This window comes from Acinetobacter sp. YH12043 (assembly GCF_013419915.1).
In the GTDB taxonomy this organism is placed as follows: Bacteria; Pseudomonadota; Gammaproteobacteria; order Pseudomonadales; family Moraxellaceae; genus Acinetobacter.
The window spans coordinates 1-18044 of record NZ_VOZD01000008.1 but is presented as its reverse complement, the minus strand read 5'-3'; the positions used below and the strand labels follow the sequence as shown (position 1 = coordinate 18044).

The 18044-nt window shown below is 43.5% G+C and carries 16 protein-coding genes; 6 read left to right on the top strand and 10 right to left on the bottom strand.

What is annotated here, in order from left to right:
• Nucleotides 1-190: 190 nt before the first annotated feature.
• The 5 genes from FTU01_RS05505 (at nt 191) to rsfS (ending at nt 6105) form a co-directional block, all read left to right on the top strand.
• Nucleotides 191-2998: an ATP-binding protein gene (locus tag FTU01_RS05505; protein WP_180138482.1), complete on the top strand. Its 2808-nt coding sequence runs from the start codon at nt 191-193 to the stop codon at nt 2996-2998.
• A 102-nt stretch (nt 2999-3100) separates the two neighbouring features.
• Entirely contained in the window at nt 3101-3889 is a 789-nt protein-coding gene (locus tag FTU01_RS05500; RefSeq protein WP_180017767.1) for a crotonase/enoyl-CoA hydratase family protein, read from the top strand.
• Between the two features lie 36 nt (nt 3890-3925).
• The gene (locus FTU01_RS05495; RefSeq protein WP_180138480.1) at nt 3926-4792 is read left to right on the top strand and encodes an NAD(P)-dependent oxidoreductase; all 867 of its coding nucleotides are present in this window, start codon (nt 3926-3928) and stop codon (nt 4790-4792) included.
• Between the two features lie 41 nt (nt 4793-4833).
• A complete protein-coding gene (locus tag FTU01_RS05490) occupies nt 4834-5622 on the top strand; it encodes a hydroxypyruvate isomerase family protein (protein ID WP_179992989.1) in 789 nt (262 codons plus the stop codon).
• A gap of 81 nt (nt 5623-5703) precedes the next feature.
• On the top strand, nt 5704-6105 hold the full coding sequence (gene rsfS, locus FTU01_RS05485; RefSeq protein WP_004783634.1) for a ribosome silencing factor: 402 nt from the start codon (nt 5704-5706) through the stop codon (nt 6103-6105).
• A gap of 328 nt (nt 6106-6433) precedes the next feature.
• On the opposite strand, the gene FTU01_RS05480 is transcribed toward rsfS, so the two are convergent.
• The 3 genes from FTU01_RS05480 to FTU01_RS05470 are packed head-to-tail and all read right to left on the bottom strand — an operon-like array spanning nt 6434 to nt 9345.
• Nucleotides 6434-7879, bottom strand: coding sequence for an NAD(P)(+) transhydrogenase (Re/Si-specific) subunit beta (locus tag FTU01_RS05480; protein WP_004783635.1), 1446 nt, complete (start codon nt 7877-7879; stop codon nt 6434-6436).
• A gap of 3 nt (nt 7880-7882) precedes the next feature.
• A complete protein-coding gene (locus FTU01_RS05475) occupies nt 7883-8206 on the bottom strand; it encodes a proton-translocating transhydrogenase family protein (protein WP_004783638.1) in 324 nt (107 codons plus the stop codon).
• A gap of 11 nt (nt 8207-8217) precedes the next feature.
• Complete coding sequence (locus FTU01_RS05470) at nt 8218-9345, bottom strand: Re/Si-specific NAD(P)(+) transhydrogenase subunit alpha (RefSeq protein ID WP_034170850.1); 1128 nt, start codon at nt 9343-9345, stop codon at nt 8218-8220.
• Between the two features lie 968 nt (nt 9346-10313).
• Here FTU01_RS05470 and FTU01_RS05465 point away from each other — a divergent pair.
• Nucleotides 10314-11501, top strand: coding sequence for an MFS transporter (locus FTU01_RS05465; RefSeq protein WP_166135654.1), 1188 nt, complete (start codon nt 10314-10316; stop codon nt 11499-11501).
• Nucleotides 11502-11507: 6 nt separating this feature from the next.
• Here the strand turns inward: FTU01_RS05465 and FTU01_RS05460 are convergent, their stop codons facing one another.
• From FTU01_RS05460 to FTU01_RS05430, 7 genes are all read right to left on the bottom strand, one after another.
• Nucleotides 11508-12152 (bottom strand): HEPN domain-containing protein, encoded by a 645-nt coding sequence (locus FTU01_RS05460; protein ID WP_180138478.1) that lies wholly within the window; start codon nt 12150-12152, stop codon nt 11508-11510.
• A gap of 502 nt (nt 12153-12654) precedes the next feature.
• Nucleotides 12655-12918, bottom strand: a complete 264-nt coding sequence (locus tag FTU01_RS05455) for a hypothetical protein (protein WP_180138476.1) — start codon at nt 12916-12918, stop codon at nt 12655-12657.
• 2 nt (nt 12919-12920) lie between these two features.
• Nucleotides 12921-13667, bottom strand: coding sequence for an N-acetylmuramoyl-L-alanine amidase (locus FTU01_RS05450; RefSeq protein ID WP_180138475.1), 747 nt, complete (start codon nt 13665-13667; stop codon nt 12921-12923).
• Nucleotides 13664-14023 carry a hypothetical protein gene (locus tag FTU01_RS05445; RefSeq protein ID WP_005103701.1) on the bottom strand — a complete coding sequence of 120 codons (360 nt, stop codon included), beginning with the start codon at nt 14021-14023 and terminating at the stop codon, nt 13664-13666. Before FTU01_RS05445 ends, FTU01_RS05450 begins: the two co-directional genes overlap by 4 nt.
• Before the next feature lie 60 nt (nt 14024-14083).
• On the bottom strand, nt 14084-16573 hold the full coding sequence (locus tag FTU01_RS05440; protein ID WP_180138473.1) for a phage tail protein: 2490 nt from the start codon (nt 16571-16573) through the stop codon (nt 14084-14086).
• The gene (locus FTU01_RS05435; protein WP_180138471.1) at nt 16573-16995 is read right to left on the bottom strand and encodes an NlpC/P60 family protein; all 423 of its coding nucleotides are present in this window, start codon (nt 16993-16995) and stop codon (nt 16573-16575) included. The genes FTU01_RS05440 and FTU01_RS05435 overlap by 1 nt, the downstream gene beginning before the upstream one ends.
• 16 nt (nt 16996-17011) lie before the next feature.
• Nucleotides 17012-18044, bottom strand: a 1033-nt coding sequence (locus FTU01_RS05430) for an SGNH/GDSL hydrolase family protein (RefSeq protein ID WP_180138469.1), incomplete at its 5' end; no start/stop codon positions are given.

Sequence of the window (18044 nt, the reverse complement as noted above, 5' to 3'; positions counted from 1 at the left end):
TCAATCGTGACAGTGACTTAGCTCACCTCTACTCCTGAAAAGGTTTGCTCAAACACCCATAATGACTGTTCAGCGCAATGGTTCTTATTTTCTGCCTTAATCTGGAGCTTTAGAAAAATAATACTGAAATTTTAACAGTAGATTTAAAGCATGCTAATATGCAAAGCATAAGGAAAATACTGCTTGAATCATGTCAAATATCAACAAAAAGCTGTTTAAACGCCTACACTTAAATCATGCTTATGGACAGCTGATTGCACTGATTTTTGTACCCATTACTATTCTGGCCTGTGTTGGTGCTGCTCTGGCCATCTCGGAAACTTCCAATGCGGCCCGTGCCCAGCAAAAGCAGATGGCCATTGCGATTCTGACCCGTTTTCAGGCCACTTCTGAATATGCGCTGGACATTTTGAGCCTTTATCCATGGCAATATGAACAAGCTCATGACGCCATGCAAAATATGCTGAATGAAAAGCATCTGGTTCGTGCGGCTATTCTGGATGAAAATGGTAAAAGTAAACTCGGTATTGGGTTTCAGGAACAGGCGCCTTGGCCGGACTTTAAAAAAGACGGCAATTTTGTTGGCCCAATCTTAGATAAAAACAATCATATTTATGCAGTCAAAGTAAATGAAAATGGCATGAATGCAGGCTGGCTGGCGATCGAACTGGACAATCAGCCCTTAGAAATTGCCCGCTACCGGGTCCTGATCGTTTTGATTGCGACCGGCTTATTGACCTTATTGCTCTTGTTGTTATGTCTGAATTTCTATTCTCGTCGCTGGATTGCACCGATGTATGAGATTCGCATGCAGCTACAACGCCTGAATGCCGACACCCTAGATCAGCATATGGTGATTAACAGTACCGGTGAACTGCGTCTTTTGCAGCGTGATATTGCCAATGTGGTGAAACGTCTGCATTTCAGTTTTCTGGAATTGCGCGAGCATACCGAACAGACTGAAGATGATTTGCGCCGTACTCTAGATACTTTAGAAGTTCAAAATATTACTTATCGTCAGGCACGTGATCAGGCGATTTCGGCCAACCAGGCCAAGTCGGTGTTTCTGGCCAATATTTCCCATGAATTACGCACACCCTTAAATAGTATTGATGGTTTTATTCACCTGCTGCTGCGTCAAGGCAATCTTAGCAATGAGCAAAGCCTGTATTTACAGACCATCCGCAAATCTTCTGCGCATCTGCTGGCCCTAATCAATGATGTACTGGATTTCTCCAAGATCGATGCCGGCAAACTGGAACTGGAAACCGCACCTTTTGATCTGGAAGAAGCCATTTTCGATGTGATGGACATGCTCTCACCACTGGCTGCACAGAAGCATATCGATATGGCGTTCTACTTTGCAGACAATGTGCCAAAACATGTGATTGGTGATGTACTACGCTTCAAGCAGATTCTGACCAACCTGATTTCCAATGCGATCAAGTTTACTCCAGATGGCGAAATCATTGTTCGGGCACGCATGGAGCATGATGATATCGGACAATGTCTGCTGCATTTTAGTGTTCAGGACAGCGGCATTGGCCTGAGCGGAACTGACCGCAAGAAACTGTTTGAATCGTTCTCGCAAGGCGATACCTCGGTCACCCGCCAATTCGGTGGTACAGGTCTAGGACTGGCCATTTCTAAACAGCTGGTTCACCTGATGCATGGTCAAATCGGCTTTGAAGATAACCAGGAACGTGCACCAACAGAAAAAGGCTCAACCTTCTGGTTTACCGCCCAATTCCCGGTGGATGAAGATATTGTTCATGAACATCCGGACTTCAGTGATCTGACCGTTGTGTCTTATCTTGCCCATCCGGCAACAGCGAATGTCTTGAGACATTATCTGGAAAATTATCGCGTTAAACATATTGAATCGACGTCCATTCTGGATCTGTTCAGTCGTCTGAACCATTTACAAAATATCGAGAATACCTGGCTAATTGTTGACCATAGTGGCGATAGCCAGGCTCTCCTGACAGAGATTCGCTCTCGCTATCAGGGACATCTGGCTGTGTATGGTTATCAAATGCAGCTTGATCCGAGCATGCTGAATGATCATCGTGCCCGTGCCCTGCATCAGCCACTGAGTCGTAGTGCTCTGATTCAGCTACTTGGTAATCAACCTGTCTTCGATCAGGAACAGCATGAAGACTTTAATGGTCAGGGACTGCATATTCTGGCCGTGGATGATCATTTGCCCAACCTGATTGTTCTGGAAGCTTTACTGGCCGAACTGAATGTCACCACGACCAAAGCCATTAGCGGACAGGAAGCGATTGATATCATCCAGAGCCGTTATGAACAGGGCCTGCCATCCTTTGACCTGGTGTTTATGGATATCCAGATGCCAGTGATGTCCGGTATCGATACCACGCGTGCAATCCGTTCACTGGAATCAACTTTTGAAAATCATCAGCGTCTGCCGATTATTGCCCTGACGGCACATGCCCTTTCCGATGAGAAACAGAAACTGCTACAAAATGGTATGGATGATTATGTCACTAAGCCTATTCAGATTGATCAGATCGTGCAGATCCTGACGCATTGGACGACTGAGAGTTTTAAAAAGATTCCGGTGCTGGAACGTGCCAATGTCATTGATGCGCTGGATCCGAATATTCTGGACTGGCAGCAAAGCCTGCAACTGGCGGCCAATAAAGAAGATCTGGCCGTCGATCTGCTCAGCATGCTGGTCGACAGTTTTGAAAAAGAGCTGGATGAAATTGAGCAATTAATTGAGCTGGAAGATTTTCCGCAGCTGGAACATGTTTTGCACCGTCTCTATGGGGCTACTCGTTATGTCGGCACACCGACTCTGCAAAAAGTTACCGGAAGTTTTGAGCAGTTTGTCTCGACCTTGCGTAAGGAACGCCGTAAGGCCGATGACAGTTTTGTTCAGGAAGTATTGAAATATCTGGATGAACTGAAAGCCGTAATTGAGCAGGTAGAACAGGCAGCCCAGCAAATCTTAAACAAGCATAGTGGTTAAATCATTGTTGTTTTAATCACTCATATCTGTATGACTGCGCTGTCATGCAAGCACAGATTGCTCATGCTATGCTCGCTTACAGAAAAATTAAGGATGAATACCATGTCACTTGTGCGCTTTGAAAAAAATAATGGAATTGCCACGGTTACTCTCAGCCGTCCAGACAAACGTAATGCTATGAGCTTTGCCCTGCTGCGTGAACTGGTGCAGATTGCGAACCGGATTAAAAAAGACAAGTCAGTGCGTTGTGTCATTTTAACCGGTGAAGCGCAGGTCTTTAGTGCCGGCATTGACTTGGCCGATTTAAATAATCCTAAAAATCGGGCCTATGCGGCTTGGGAACTGATCCGTCCTGGACAGAGCTTATTCCAGAAAGCTTTTCTGGTCTGGCAGGAACTGCCTGTCCCCGTCATTGCAGCCATTGAAGGTTTCTGCTTTGGTGCAGGTATGCAACTTGCGCTGGCTGCGGATATCCGGATCGCTCACCCTGCGACCAAAATGTCAATTATGGAAACTCGTTGGGGCCTAGTACCAGACATGGGATTAACGCGTTCACTCAAAGGTCTGATCGGGATTGATCTGGCCAAAGAGCTGACCTTAACCGCACGTATTTTTGAAGGTGCCTATGCCAAAGAAATTGGCCTGATCACCCATGTTGATGAACAGCCATTAGCAAAAGCACAAGCTTTGGCTGAAGAAATGTTACAACGCTCTCCAGATGCCTTGATGGCCTCTAAATTTGTGCTGGATGCGATGGAACACAAACCCAACAAGTCACTGCGTATGGAAAAAATCTGGCAGCTTAAACTGTTACTCGGTAAAAACAGTCAACTGGCACGCAAGAAGGATAAAAATCCGGACGTGCAGTTTGTACCACGCCAATATAATTAATTATGGCTGAAGCAAAATCAAAAGATGAGAGATAAAATGCAATTCGATCATGATAGCAAAATTGCCTTTTTAGGTATGGGACTCATGGGCAGTCGTATGGCAACCCGCTTGCTAAAAGCAGGTTTTCAAGTTGCAGTCTGGAACCGTACGGCCAGTGCCTGCGATCCTTTGTTTGCTCTTGGAGCCACTCCGCTATCTCTAGATCAAATTGCAAATTATCCGGTTATTCTGACTTGTCTGGCAGATGATGCCGCAGTGCAATCGGTCTTTGAGCAGATTCAGCCCTATCTGGTGGCTGGACAGGTTATTGTCGATTTTTCCAGTCTTTCCGTATATCAAACCAAAACTCTAGCTGAACAGGCCCAAGCTAAACAAGCGATCTGGATTGACTCTCCTGTGTCTGGCGGTACAGCCGGTGCAGAACAAGGCACGCTAGTCATCTTCGCGGGTGGTGATGCAAAAACTATTACCGCACTTGATCTCATCTATACCGTGCTTTCACAACGTGTCACTCGCATGGGTGATACGGGAACCGGTCAGGCGACTAAAATCTGTAACCAGCTGATTGTGGCAGCGAATAGTACCCTGATCGCTGAAGCAGTAGTTTTGGCCGATCGTGCCGGTGTAGATACTGCCCTGCTTGCACCAGCATTAGCCGGTGGTTTTGCTGACTCCAAGCCTTTTCAGATTCTGGCCCCACGTATGGCCAGCCAGACGTTTGAACCCGTGCAATGGAAAGTGCAGACACTGTCTAAAGACCTGAACAATGCGGTGCAACTGGCTGCTACTTTATCTTTGGATATCCCTGTGGCAAGCCAGGCCCTGTCTCAGCTCAAAGCCCATCAGCAAGACGGATTTGCTGAGGCCGATCTGGCTACTGTAATCAAGCACGTAGACCATTAAATATTTCATTTCAATATTCTGCCTTGAGCAAGGAAAAGTCCATGACCAAACTCGCCGTTAACCTCTCCATGATTTTTACGGAAGTACCTTTGTTAGAACGTTTTGCCTTGGCTCATGCGCACGGTTTTAAACATGTGGAAATCCAGTTTCCCTATGAACTGAGCATTGAGCAGATTCAGCAGCAGCTTCAGTTGCATGATCTGGACATCTGCCTGATTAATGTGCCTGCTGGTGATCTGATGCAAGGTGGACACGGTCTGGCCGGTATTCCTGGACAGGAAATCGAGTTTCGTCATGCTGTAGAGCAGGCCATTCGATATGCGACTGCTCTGAATGTGCCGAGTGTCAATATTCTGGCCGGCAAACAGCCACTGGATTGTGACCTGCTTCCTTGCCTGAACACCTTGGCGAGTAATCTGAAAATTGCCTGCTCCATGCTCTCTGATTATCAGATTCAGCCAGTCTTTGAAATGATCAACGGTCAGGACATGCCACGTTTCCTGATTCAGAATGTGGCTCAAGCTCAGGAGATGCTGGAAGCTGTCAATCATTCTGCCTTGAAAATGCAATATGACTGTTATCACATGGCCATGATGGGTGAAGATGTGCTTGAAGCTTTAAAAGAAAATATTGCTGAGATTGGTCATATCCAGTTTGCAGACTGCCCGGGGCGTCATCAACCCAATACCGCTTCCATTCCATATTATGAGATTTTTCAATGGTTAGAGAATAGCCAATACAATGGTTATGTCGCAGCCGAATATAAACCTCTGGGGACTTCGGAAGAATCCTTTGGCTGGAAAGAACAGTTCTTCCCGGAGTATGACTAAAGCGGCGGAAGGTGCATTTGAAATTTTGGGCTAAAACCGCTATATTAGATCATGCATAATTGTTAGGAAATTATACTCCCTATGAATTTAGAACCATCGCCCAGCGCTTCTAATTCTCACGATCACACTATGAATTCTCATGCACAAGCAGTAAACGCATGCTTGAAAGTTGTACATGCAGCCCTCGAAGATGTAAAGGCTAAAGAAGTTGTTCAGCTTGATGTTGCTAGCATCAGTAACGTGGCAGATGCCATGGTGATTGCAAGCGGTACATCAACCCGTCATATTAAATCACTTGCAGATAATGTTGCTGAAGAAGCACGTAAAGCAGGTTTCCGTCCGCTTGGTATCGAAGGCGAACGTGATGCAGAATGGATCCTGATTGATCTAGGTTTTGTTGTAGTGCACTGCATGCTGCCTACAGCGCGTAAATTCTATGACCTAGAAAGCCTATGGCGCAATCCTGCAGATTCTGTAGCATAAACATCGAATATTCAAAAAAAGCGACCTATGTAGGTCGCTTTTTTTATATCCTTTGATTTAAATCAAAAAGGAAATTCATGGATCAGCAACTTTAATGAAATTCGCTTTTCGATCAGATTTAATTAGTCAGCCTATTTTTTAAACGTTTTGTTGCAATTTTATCCAGACCAATTTTCTAAAAATAAAACACCGTAGCTAATTTTATTTTGTAATTCTTCCCGATTCATCTTTTAATCTTTTATATAGGAGGGAAAATTTCTCTCTTATTTAAATAGAAAAATCCTCCTTTTAAAAGGAGGATTTAAGATGATCCAGCGAATGGAAAGTCTTAGTGACCTGTACCATTAATCGCTTTAGTCATATCTTCCACAACTTTCTTCGCATCACCGAAAATCATCATGGTCTTGTCGTTATAGAACAAGTCATTGTCCAGACCTGCATAACCGGTCGCCATAGAACGCTTGATGACCATGATGGTGCGTGCCTTATGAGCTTCCAGAATTGGCATGCCATAGATTGGTGAGTTCGGATCGTCTTTTGCAGCCGGGTTTACGACATCGTTTGCACCAATGACCAGCACTACGTCAGTTGCCGGGAAGTCCGAGTTGATCTCGTCCATTTCCAGAATGTCTTCATAAGGAACATCAGCTTCTGCAAGCAATACGTTCATATGACCTGGCATACGACCAGCTACCGGGTGAATCGCAAAACGTACAGTCACGCCCTGCTCTTTCAGCAAGTTTGCCAGCTCTTTTACTGCGTTTTGTGCACGGCCTTGTGCCATACCATAACCCGGTACAATGACAACGCTGTCTGCATTTGACATCAGGAAGCCAGCGTCATCTGCAGAACCTGAACGGTAGTTACGTTGCACTTGTGCACCCGTAGCTGCTGTCGGTGCAGCTGCACCGCCCATCGCACCACCAAACAATACATTGATGATTGAACGGTTCATCGCTTTACACATGATGTAAGACAGAATCGCACCTGAAGAACCGACCAGCGAACCCGCAACGATCAGCATGTTGTTTTCGAGTGTGAAACCAATCCCTGCTGCTGCCCAGCCTGAGAATGAGTTCAACAGCGAAACCACAACCGGCATATCACCGCCGCCTACTGGCGCAATCCATACCCAGCCAAATGCTAGTGCAAGACCAGTCATTGCCCAGAAAGATGTCATGCTACCTGTCAGGAAGAAGTGAATCCCTGCTGCCAGCATTGCAATAAAGATCAGAGCCTGAACCGGTTTTACCCAGCCACCTGAAATGGTTTTTGCCCATTTCTTTGCAGCCAGCTTACCGTATGCAAATACAGAAGCAGTAAAGGTAATCGCACCAACAAAACAGCCCACAAACAGTTCAAACAGGTGAACCTTGCTCATTTCATGGAAAGTCACACCATTTGCAGCTAACAGGTCCGGGCCCAATTCAACCAGCTTGTTGTTATGGATAATTGCCGCAACTGCAATCAGTACCGCAGCCAGACCCACCAGTGAGTGCATGAGTGCTACTGTTTCTGGCATCTGGGTCATTGGTACAGTACGTGCACGCGCAATACCCACCACTGCACCCGCAGCCATTGCTGCAAGAATCATCCAGACTACTGGATTTTCAGCAACAAAGAATGTGGTCACTACAGCAATCGCCATGGCGATCATACCGTAGCGGTTACCTGCAATTGCAGTTTTAGGACCAGATAAACCACGTAGCGTTAAGATAAAAAGAACGGCGCCAATCAGGTAGAACCAATCCGCATACTCTCGAATAAATTCCATGGTTTAACCCTCTTTTTTCTTTTGCTTAGGTTTGAACATTTCCAGCATACGTGCAGTCACGGCAAAGCCACCGAAAATATTAATGCTCGCCAGAAATACTGCGATTGCCCCCAGTACACTCACCACGTTAATGGTCTGGAAATCCACGCTGCCTTCAACGCCCACCATTGGCAGGCCAACAGTCTGAATCATTGCGCCCACGATAATGATCGAAGACAAGGCATTGGTCACCGCCATCAATGGCGTATGTAGTGCTGGTGTTACCCCCCAAACCACGTAGTAACCCACGAAGATGGCCAGGACGAAAATCGTAATTGTTTCAACCATGAGTCTGCTCCTTAACCACGTTTTAACAGCACTTGGCCGCCGTGAGTGACAAGTAGGGCTTTTTGAATTTCATCTTCCTGATTCAGGACAAAGTTCTTGTCTGCATCAAAAAGTGTTTCAACAAAGTTATAGACGTTACGTGCATATAGCGCTGAAGCTTCAGTCGACACCGTTGATGGAATATTTGGAACACCCAGAATCTTCACACCATTTTCAGTCACAACAGTTTCGCCGCACTTAGAACCTTCCACGTTACCGCCTGATTCCACTGCCATATCCAGAATCACTGAGCCTGGTTTCATCTTGGCTACAGTTTCAGCACGGATTAAGCGTGGTGCATCACGACCTGGTAACAATGCAGTGGTAATCACGATATCGGCATTCGATACCGCTTTATCGACAATCGCTGCCTGATCCTTGATGTACTGTTCACCTGGCATCCAGCCATAACCGTTTTTAGCTGCTTCATCAGCACGTGCCTGCTCTTCAGGAGACATTGGCACGTCTAGCCATTTACCACCCAAAGACTCAACCTGATCTTTGGCAGTCGGACGAAGGTCAGTTGCTTCTACGACTGCACCCAGGCGTTTCGCTGTTGCAATTGCTTGAAGGCCTGCTACCCCGACACCCATGATCACGACACGAGCCGGTTTTACCGTACCTGCCGCTGTCATCAGCATAGGGAACATGCGCTGATATTCAGCAGCAGCTAAAAGCACTGATTTATAACCTGCAAGGTTCGCTTGCGAAGACAATACGTCCATGTTTTGCGCACGTGATAGAGTACGTGGCAAAAGCTCAAGAGCAAATGCAGACACATTCTGTGCCGCGAACTGGTCAAGCTCGGTATTGCGGTATGGGTCAAACATCGCTACAACCGTGGTGTTGGCTGACAGCTTTTGAATTTCCTCACCCTTCGGTGCACGAACTTTCAAAACTATCTGGCTACCGGTGTAGGCATCATCCGTAATTTTGGCACCAACTTGCTCATAGGCACTGTCGATGTAAGCAGCTTTAACACCTGCTCCACGTTCGATCACCACACTATGACCAGCGCTGATCAATTTCTTTACTGTCTCAGGCGTCGCAGCGACGCGATTTTCACCGACGACAGTTTCGGCTGGAATTCCAATCTGCATGAGCGTCCCTCAAGCTAATTTTTTCTTAAGTAAACACCGTGATTTACGGTGCTTCCCCTCAGGATGTGTTTTTGTTGAATTTTTGGATTCTAATTAAACTTCTAGAAATTACTACCTATTATTTATTTAATAAATACCCATATTTTGAACTGACGATTCATAAAAATGATGCTGTCATATAGCATTTATTAGTTGAGCCTGATTATTTTGATTTGCTGAATTTATAAACGATATTCATTCTCTTGAACGATGACTGTTTTCTTGGTTATTTTTTATTAGATTACTTTTTGTTTTATTTTGTTACATTGATCATTCTGACAGATATTTCATTTTTTCTGCTCAGCAAATCTTTATTTCAAATGAACTGATAAAGCCTAAATTAAGGCACTTTTCTAGGGCAGTTTTCTGTTTTTGACCTTTTTGACAAATTTAATCTACTTTGGAATATTCATTTTTAAGATCAAAAAATACTGTTTTCCTATAACTTTTTCATTTTTCACTCATAAAAAATATGAATTGATGATGAAAAAATTGATTTGGGATTCTCTTACTTGACTTATTCAGCTCAAGTCTTAAGACTTGCCTGAAATAGGTGAAAAAAATATTCTGCAACATTTATTATATTAATACTCAGTCCACTGTTAGATTTACGAACTCTTCATTTTGCACCAATTTTGGGCAATCACTGATTCAGATTGATCTCTGTCACTTGGTCTTAAATGAGATGACTTAATACAAAGCGCTTCCACGTACATTTTCTTAAGTGAAAAAGTTAAATTTCTAGCGAATTTTCATCTCTTCTCCATCCAGAAAAGTACTTTTTTGTGGCATTTCTCTTGTATGAGTTTGAGTACTTTGCACTATTTTTCTACTTTTATCCTGACGGGTTTTCGCCTATAGTGCCTGCAACTTCTGCATCATCTTTGATGTTCTTTATAAAAATTCTCTCTGAGCTTAAGGTACTTGCCATGTCTCCTCCTCTCGATATCAGTCAAAATAAATCCCTGTTATGGCTGATGGCGATCGCATGTGGTTTATGTGCAGGTGCAAACTATTATTGCCAACCGCTTATCTCCTCAATTCAGCAATATTATCAGGTACCAGAATCCCAAGTGGCGCTGACCGTGACCTTTGCGCAGGTGTCTTATGCCTTGGGCCTGCTGTTTATTGTGCCTTTGGGAGACATGCTGAATAAGTCCAGACTCATTCCTTTCTTGATGTTTGGTGCCGCATTAGGCTTGCTGATCTGTGCCACAGCAGTCAACCTGCCGATGCTCTGGGTGGGGACTATTATTGCTGGGCTATTTTCTGTTGCTGCCCAGATTCTGATTCCTTTAGCTACGATGGCTGTCCGACCTGAAAAAACCGGAGAAGTGGTCGGTTTTCTCATGAGTGGCTTATTAGTCGGTATCTTATTGTCGACCAGTATTGCCGGATTGCTTTCAGATCTGTTTCACTGGAAAACGATTTATACGCTCAGTAGTATGGCACTGCTGGTTTTGGGCTTTTATTTAAAAGGACAATTACCCAGCATGCCGCGTATGCGTATCAGCTATGCAGCAATTTTTAAATCCATGGGTATGCTAATGCGTGAGGAACCGCGACTGGGCTTACGCTCCCTGATTGGTGCATGTGCCTTTGCAGCCATGAGCATGCTCTTTTCAACCATTGCCCTGCTGCTGACCCAAAAACCTTTTCATCTTTCTGATGTGATGGTGGGCCTAGTAACCCTAGTTGGTGTTTTCGGTGCGCTATCGACTCAAGTTATAGGTAAATGGGCAGATCGTGGTTATATCAAGATCCTGACCTGGATTGGCTGTTCAATTCTGGCAGGAAGCTGGCTATTCTTATATTTTGGTGGCGTGTCCCTGCTCAGTTATATTCTGGGTTATGCCCTGATTAACTTAGGTCTGGCGATTACTCATAGCTGTAATCAGAACGTGATTTTCCGCTTGCGCCCGGATGCCAAATCACGCCTGAACTCTATTTACATGACGCTGTATTTTATTGGTGGTGCCTGTGGTTCAGCTCTGGGGGTATATGCCTGGCATCATGGTGGCTGGAGCATGACCTGTCTGTTTGGACTTGGCTTGGCATTATGTGCCACCCTGTTTGCGCTGATGGATCAATGGCAACAATATCGAGCAAAAGCTTAAGCAGATTTAGCTGACTTGTACCACGGGATAGTAAGGTTTACCCGAATCCCAAGTCGCTGCATTTTCCAAAAGAATGCAGATAAAAGTGGGCAGTAACCCGGCCAGAACCCGGCAACTGTCTTGGAGCTGTTTGACGTTAAATGAGCTCTGATAAGTCGCACCGCCCTGCATAAGCTGATAATGCAAGGTGGAAAGACGGTTAAAAATCACCAATAAGATTTCACTTAAATTCCGTTCCTGTACAGCCTTTTGTATTTTCTGCTTTTGCTGATCTAATGCTTCACGACAGCTTTCCAGACTGACTTTATGATGGCGATAATCCCAGAAACCTTGATCGGTATAGGGGCTATCCAGTAGCGCAGAAATTGGCTGGCTGTATTTTTCCCAGACAATATGCTGAAGTTTTTGTTCCACATCTTTTTGACAGAGGGTTTCCAGAAATTGATGCAGGCTTTGTTGATCCTGACGAACCTCTGTTTCTTGTGCATAGATCGAATTAAAACTGATCCACAGGCTAATAAACTTAAACTCTAATTCCTCATCCAGCTCTAATGCTTTTTTAAACCAGCTAAGTCCCCGTTGAATCCGTAAATTAAAATAGTTTGAATGTTGAGGTTTTTTGCTTTTATAAATCTCCTCCAACATGAACATCGTTATTCTCCTTATTTATCTCGTTTTCTTTATCTTAATCTTAATTATCTCAAAATATAGCATTGCAGAATGACTGGGAGTTTATTTTTTCAATTCCCACAATTTCTCTTGTTAAATATCTTTATTGGAATGACAGTTATAGATCCTCATGCAGTTCAGCCTTTGGTCATGCAAATTTTATGCTAGTATTACGCCCTATTTTTGCAGTACTGCTTTTTTTTGAGCAGATTTCCAGCAACTCCTGCTTATTCTAGTACTGCTATTTCTCTTCCATTTCATTTAAGGCGTGATTTTGAATGACTGATCTCAGCACCATTGAAAACAAACTTCAACCTCGCATCAGTGTTGCGCCGATGATGGATTGGCAGTAAATATAAAATAATTTTAATTTATTCAATAATTTATAATTTTTATAAAAACCAATAGTTGCAAAATAGTTGCAAGACAAACAAAAAAGATGCCCTCAGTCCGAAGACCAAGGGCATCTATAAAATTGGACCACTTACTTATAACGCTTGCTGTTAAAGACGGACTTTGCGAAGTCAATAAACGTGATAATCACCTTCGCCCAACGTTCCCAATTTTGACCTAAATCAGCCACGAATGATTTAACGAAAGCCAATACCCATGCCTTTTTATCAGCACCTGAATCACGCTCTTTTTCCGCTGCATCCATTGCATTCACTGTTGTTTCATAGATTTCACGACCAACATCTACTGCATCAACAATATTTGAAACTGCACCAGCGATACTTAATGCTGCCATGGTTATGCCCCCTTGTCATATTCGATTAGAACCTTGGCCACTGCTTTTGCTGCAATCCAATAACGTGCCTGGAATGCTGCCAACTCAGCTTCATTTGAGATAAAACCCAATTCGACAATCAAACCGCCAGCATTGATGTATGCCAAACTGCCACGAGCCGATTTGCTCTGATCAATCCAGCCATTATCCCCACGCAAACGACTACCCAAGGCTGTAGCCACAGCTGCCGACAAGTCCTGAGCCAATTTTTTATCTTGTGGCAGTGCAATTGTTTCAATTCCGTTTGCCTGCTTTGAAGCTGCTGCATTCATGTGAAACTCAACAGCCGTGGATGATCCTTTAATCAGTTTTAACGCTGACGATAACGGATCATTTTGGGTACCAGTGCCATCCGTTCGAGTCGTAATTCCTGCTTCTCGCAAATAAAAAGCCACTGCATTGCGGAAATTTGTCATAAGCTCAGATTCTTTTATCTTGTCATTTACTGCACCAGGATCTGTATTACTATGCCCTGCCGTAATGGTGGCTAAGCCTAAAGGCTGATTGTGTAATTGTGGCTGTGCAATTTTACGACCTATCCAACTCAAAGCTGGCAACACAGTACCGATAATAAAAGGCGCATATTGCTCAGGGATAAAATTAAAGTCTAATGCCCACTGAATAACTAAAACTGCAAGCATTAAAAAAGCCCCCAGTAGTGGGAGCTTTACGGATAAGTACTGAAGTGCACTTTCTTGGATTAGTTTCATTTTAAGGTTTCCTCAAGTCGAGTGACTTTCTCTTTCATTAGTGATTGTGTTTGATTGATTTGAATGATTGATGCACCAACCCAAATACATGCGCCGAGAATCGAACCACCACAAAGGCCGAGCAAAACCCTTAAAACCCCAAGGCCTCCATCCTGAGTTGCAGACTTGTTTTCAAGACTTGATACTTTTAACTCAAGGGCATCAAGTTCTTTTTGGATTTTGGCAATTGCGTTCTCATGGTGTTCGTTAATAAAGGTTTGGCGTGCAACATGTTCCAGGATCAATCGAATGTCTTTATGAATGGAATCAATTTTTCCCTCCCATCCATTATTGTTGTACGGCCTATTTTCAGGCATACACCCCCCTATAAAATTGACATTAAAAAAGCACCCGAAGGTGCTATATAGTTGAAGATTTTAACTATCAGCAGTTGCCTGTGTGATCCGTGATGAATAATTCCACGAGGTCGGCTTCCACACGTCCCGCGCAGCAACACGCACATAATATGTGGTCGTTGATTGCAAGCCCGTAATCGTGCAAGCATTTTCAGTACCCGTCCAACGTGCTGCCGTTGCATCAGGATCAAAGTTCGCATTGGTACTGATCCACACCTGGTAATCTTTCAGATCCGGTACTTCACTTGGAATCCAAGTCACTGTGATCGAATCTGCAGTTGCCGATGTATACACGTTCAACAATTGTGGTGGCACTGGATTACTGATATTCAGCTCTGCAAAAGTGCTGACAATCGAACCGTTTTTACTTGCAACACGTACTGTATAAGCACGTTGAATACCGTCGATTTTTGCTTCATCCATGCTGTATGAATAATCGGTATTCGTTGTATCAACAGTTCTAAGCAATACACCATTCGACCAAATCTGAACAATATAACCTGTCGCCCCAGCTGCACTTTGCCATTGAACTTTAAAGCTTGTGCCTTCAAATGCAGACTGCAGAGATAAACCTTTGACACCTGCAGGACGACCACCATTGATTGTGTAACTGTATGCCGTCACCTCATCCAAAGTTTCTTCTTTTTGCTCAAGACCATTGAAGCTTGTGAACTTCAAACAAATCTGTTTTCCCACCATATTTGAGTTGAAGTCATATTCAAAAATGGCTCGGTCAATACGAACAAATGATTCACCTGCATTATGTGTACTTGCATCATCAAAACGGCCACGAAGCATGCCACTTAATGTATAACGCCCTGATCCATCCAAGGTTGCATCGATGTAGTTGATATATTCATCACCGACTTTACACAAGGTTGCATCAACTTCAGCATCCTGCAAAGTCCCGCCAAAGATCTGGCTAGAAGTATTCAATTGGACTTGCATCGATGTGTCATCCGCATCAATGGCTGAAACTAATGTACCGTAACGCGCTGAACCATAAATGGTCCCGATCATTTCATAAGTCGTGTTATCTATACTCGCCCAGACGTTACAGCCACCCCAATTGATCCCACCTGACGCAGCTACCCAGATCTGATTTTTGCCACCGGTTAATTCTAAAGGAGGCTCAAAAATTGCCGGTGCATTCACGTTTCCTGGTTCTTCATTGCCACCTTGATACCCATTCGATGATTGCAGGTCATATTCAACTGCTGAACGAGATCCGACTGCTAACTCTTCAGCGGTAATCGAAAGTACACCCTCTTCATCTTCTTCAACTCGTGTGATTCGTACTGCAAACTGATTTAAACCTAAGGATTCATCTGTAATGGTCACAATATCCATCGGCTCAAGTCGGCAGTACTTCCAACCTAGTTCAAACTCATACTCATTTCGAACATAAAGTTTTCGCTGTAATAGCAATTGCACCGCATGACGTGCAATTTTTGGTTCACAGAAAAAGTCGAACTTAACGGGATCTTGTGTACGCAGCCCAAACATTTCAATATTTGCTTGGTCCTTGGCTTCAACCGTTTCAGTGTTGTACTGGTTGAAGCGATTCACGTACTCAATCTGGCAATGATTGTATGCATCGGTATCACGGCTTCGACGCACACGTACTGGCTGATCTTCACCCAAGAAATCATCATCAGTGAGGTGATATACAGGTTCAAGATTTGGCGTAAATGTCACGCCATTTCCTGTCACTGCACTGTCACCGTAAGAACGGATTTTTAAACCATCTGGACTTGGTACCACTGCACAATTCACAGCTTCCACAATTTCACTGATGATTTCAAATGCTTCACGTTGTTCTGTCAAAGCGGGACTGATCAACAAATTAGTGGCTGCACAATAGGTTCGAAATTCAGATAAATCTGCCATATTCAGACTTGGTGCTGCACCATAACGTGGATTAGTGATGAAGTCTTCAATCACGTCAGCTGGATTGGCATCATGAATTGTTTCTGAAAATGTAGTATTGCTGATCACTTCAAAATTATGATTCGATAATGCTGCACTACCACCCAAATCATAATTGGCACATGCCACATATCCAAGGAACGGATAATGCACCGCCTCATCTGGATGTTTTGATGCTAAATATCCCCAAACAGGATTGTGATCACCATCGAACAATTCAAAGCCGATCTGATCAATTGGCTTGAGTTGCACACCGCCTTCAGTTTTGGTGACGATCTGTTCTTTATCACGCCATACAATCCCAATATCTTTGATTTTGTTTTCACATAGACCCAACATCAAAGATGCTGAATACGTATATGTCGTGTTCTTGGTCTTGGTTTTACCCCCTTTACCACCAGATTTAGTCGTCGTAGTATGAGCAGTGGATTTAAAATCCCCGTACCAAAACATATTGGCTGCGACACGGTTTTTGCCATAGACCAATGGCTGTGTCAGACCATAAGCAGATTGCTGAATGCGCATCGAATTGATGCGCTTATCAGATGTACTGACTGTCGTAGTCCCAAATATTCCGCCCATTATTCTTTTAGCCTCTTCATACGAAAAAAGCCCGCAATTCTGCGAGCTAGACTTCCTTTTGTGCCATCTTGGAGTATTACTCCTTGATGAATATAGGAGTGAATAATCGTTGGCCATTCGACGACAATTGCACCATGACTGATGCATTTGCCAAAGTGGTATAAAACAATGTCTCCAGGCTGTGGTTCATCGACTTCATAGCACACGGATAAAACGTGCTCTAAATATCGTTGACCAAGCTGATGCATGTGCCAATCTGGTGGATATGGCCGTGGATCTAAGTGATCCATCAAGCCCACTTTTTCATAGACTTCACAGATCAGCGTTCCACAATCGACACCCACGCCTTTGACACGTCCTTGATGATGGTATGGTGTGCCGAGCCAAGTTTTAGCCTCTTCAACGGCTTTTTGGTTTTTCATAAGCAAAACTCTTTTATTATTTTGAAGCTTGCAAAATTGAATTTTCTAGCCTGTTCGCGTACCAGATCTGACCTGCATCATTCGGATGTAGGCCATCTGGCATGTATTTGTTTTTGAACTCAGTATTATCATCAGGATGAAATCCAAAGTTTCTGTGACCAACAAAAATGGGTACAGAATAATAATCACAAACTTCTGAAATTGCTTTGAATTTAATATCTAAAGCACTCGTTTTGTCATGCAGTGAACGTAAATTTACTCGCGGAATTTGACTAATAAAAAGCATCCGAGCATTCGGGAATTTTGATTTTAGTTGAATCATCATATAGTGAAGAGAGCCGTAAAATGTATCCCTCGTTCTATCTTCAAAAACTCCAAACGCTCTGTCAAACGGATCATTTGTACCTGCCGCAATTGTGATTAAATCAAAGTTTTGATCAGACGTTAAACTATCTATGAGCTTAGATAAAGTCTGATTATCTGGCATATTAATTCCGCCGTTAATAGTCGAACCACTGCTTGCAAGTTTTGTCAAAATTGCATTATGTTTCGTAGCAAGAATATCAGCATAACTTTTATTATTTGAACCGTAGCCGACTGTTATCGAGTCACCAATTGCAAGCCATTTTTTGTTTTTTAATGGTGAAATAGGATTTTCAATCTTAATCCACTCGCTAAAAACATTATTAGAGTTTAAAGCTCGGAAGTACATATTATTGCTGAAATCAATGAATCGCTGATTGACTAGATAAGCCCCTGCGCCCTCAACAGTCAATACCCCACCAACAGCACCTATAGGTTTGTTTGTAGAAGTTGCTATTAAATCATGAGCAATTGCATAAGAGCCTTCAGTTTTGTAAGTATCGAAGTCAATAGCATTAGTGATTGATTTAGTTTTGATTTTTGGATTTGATTCACTTGCAATCTTAATCCACTCGCTAAAAACATTATTAGAGTTTAAAGCTCGGAAGTACATATTATTGCTGAAATCAATGAATCGCTGATTGACTAGATAAGCCCCTGCGCCCTCAACAGTCAATACCCCACCA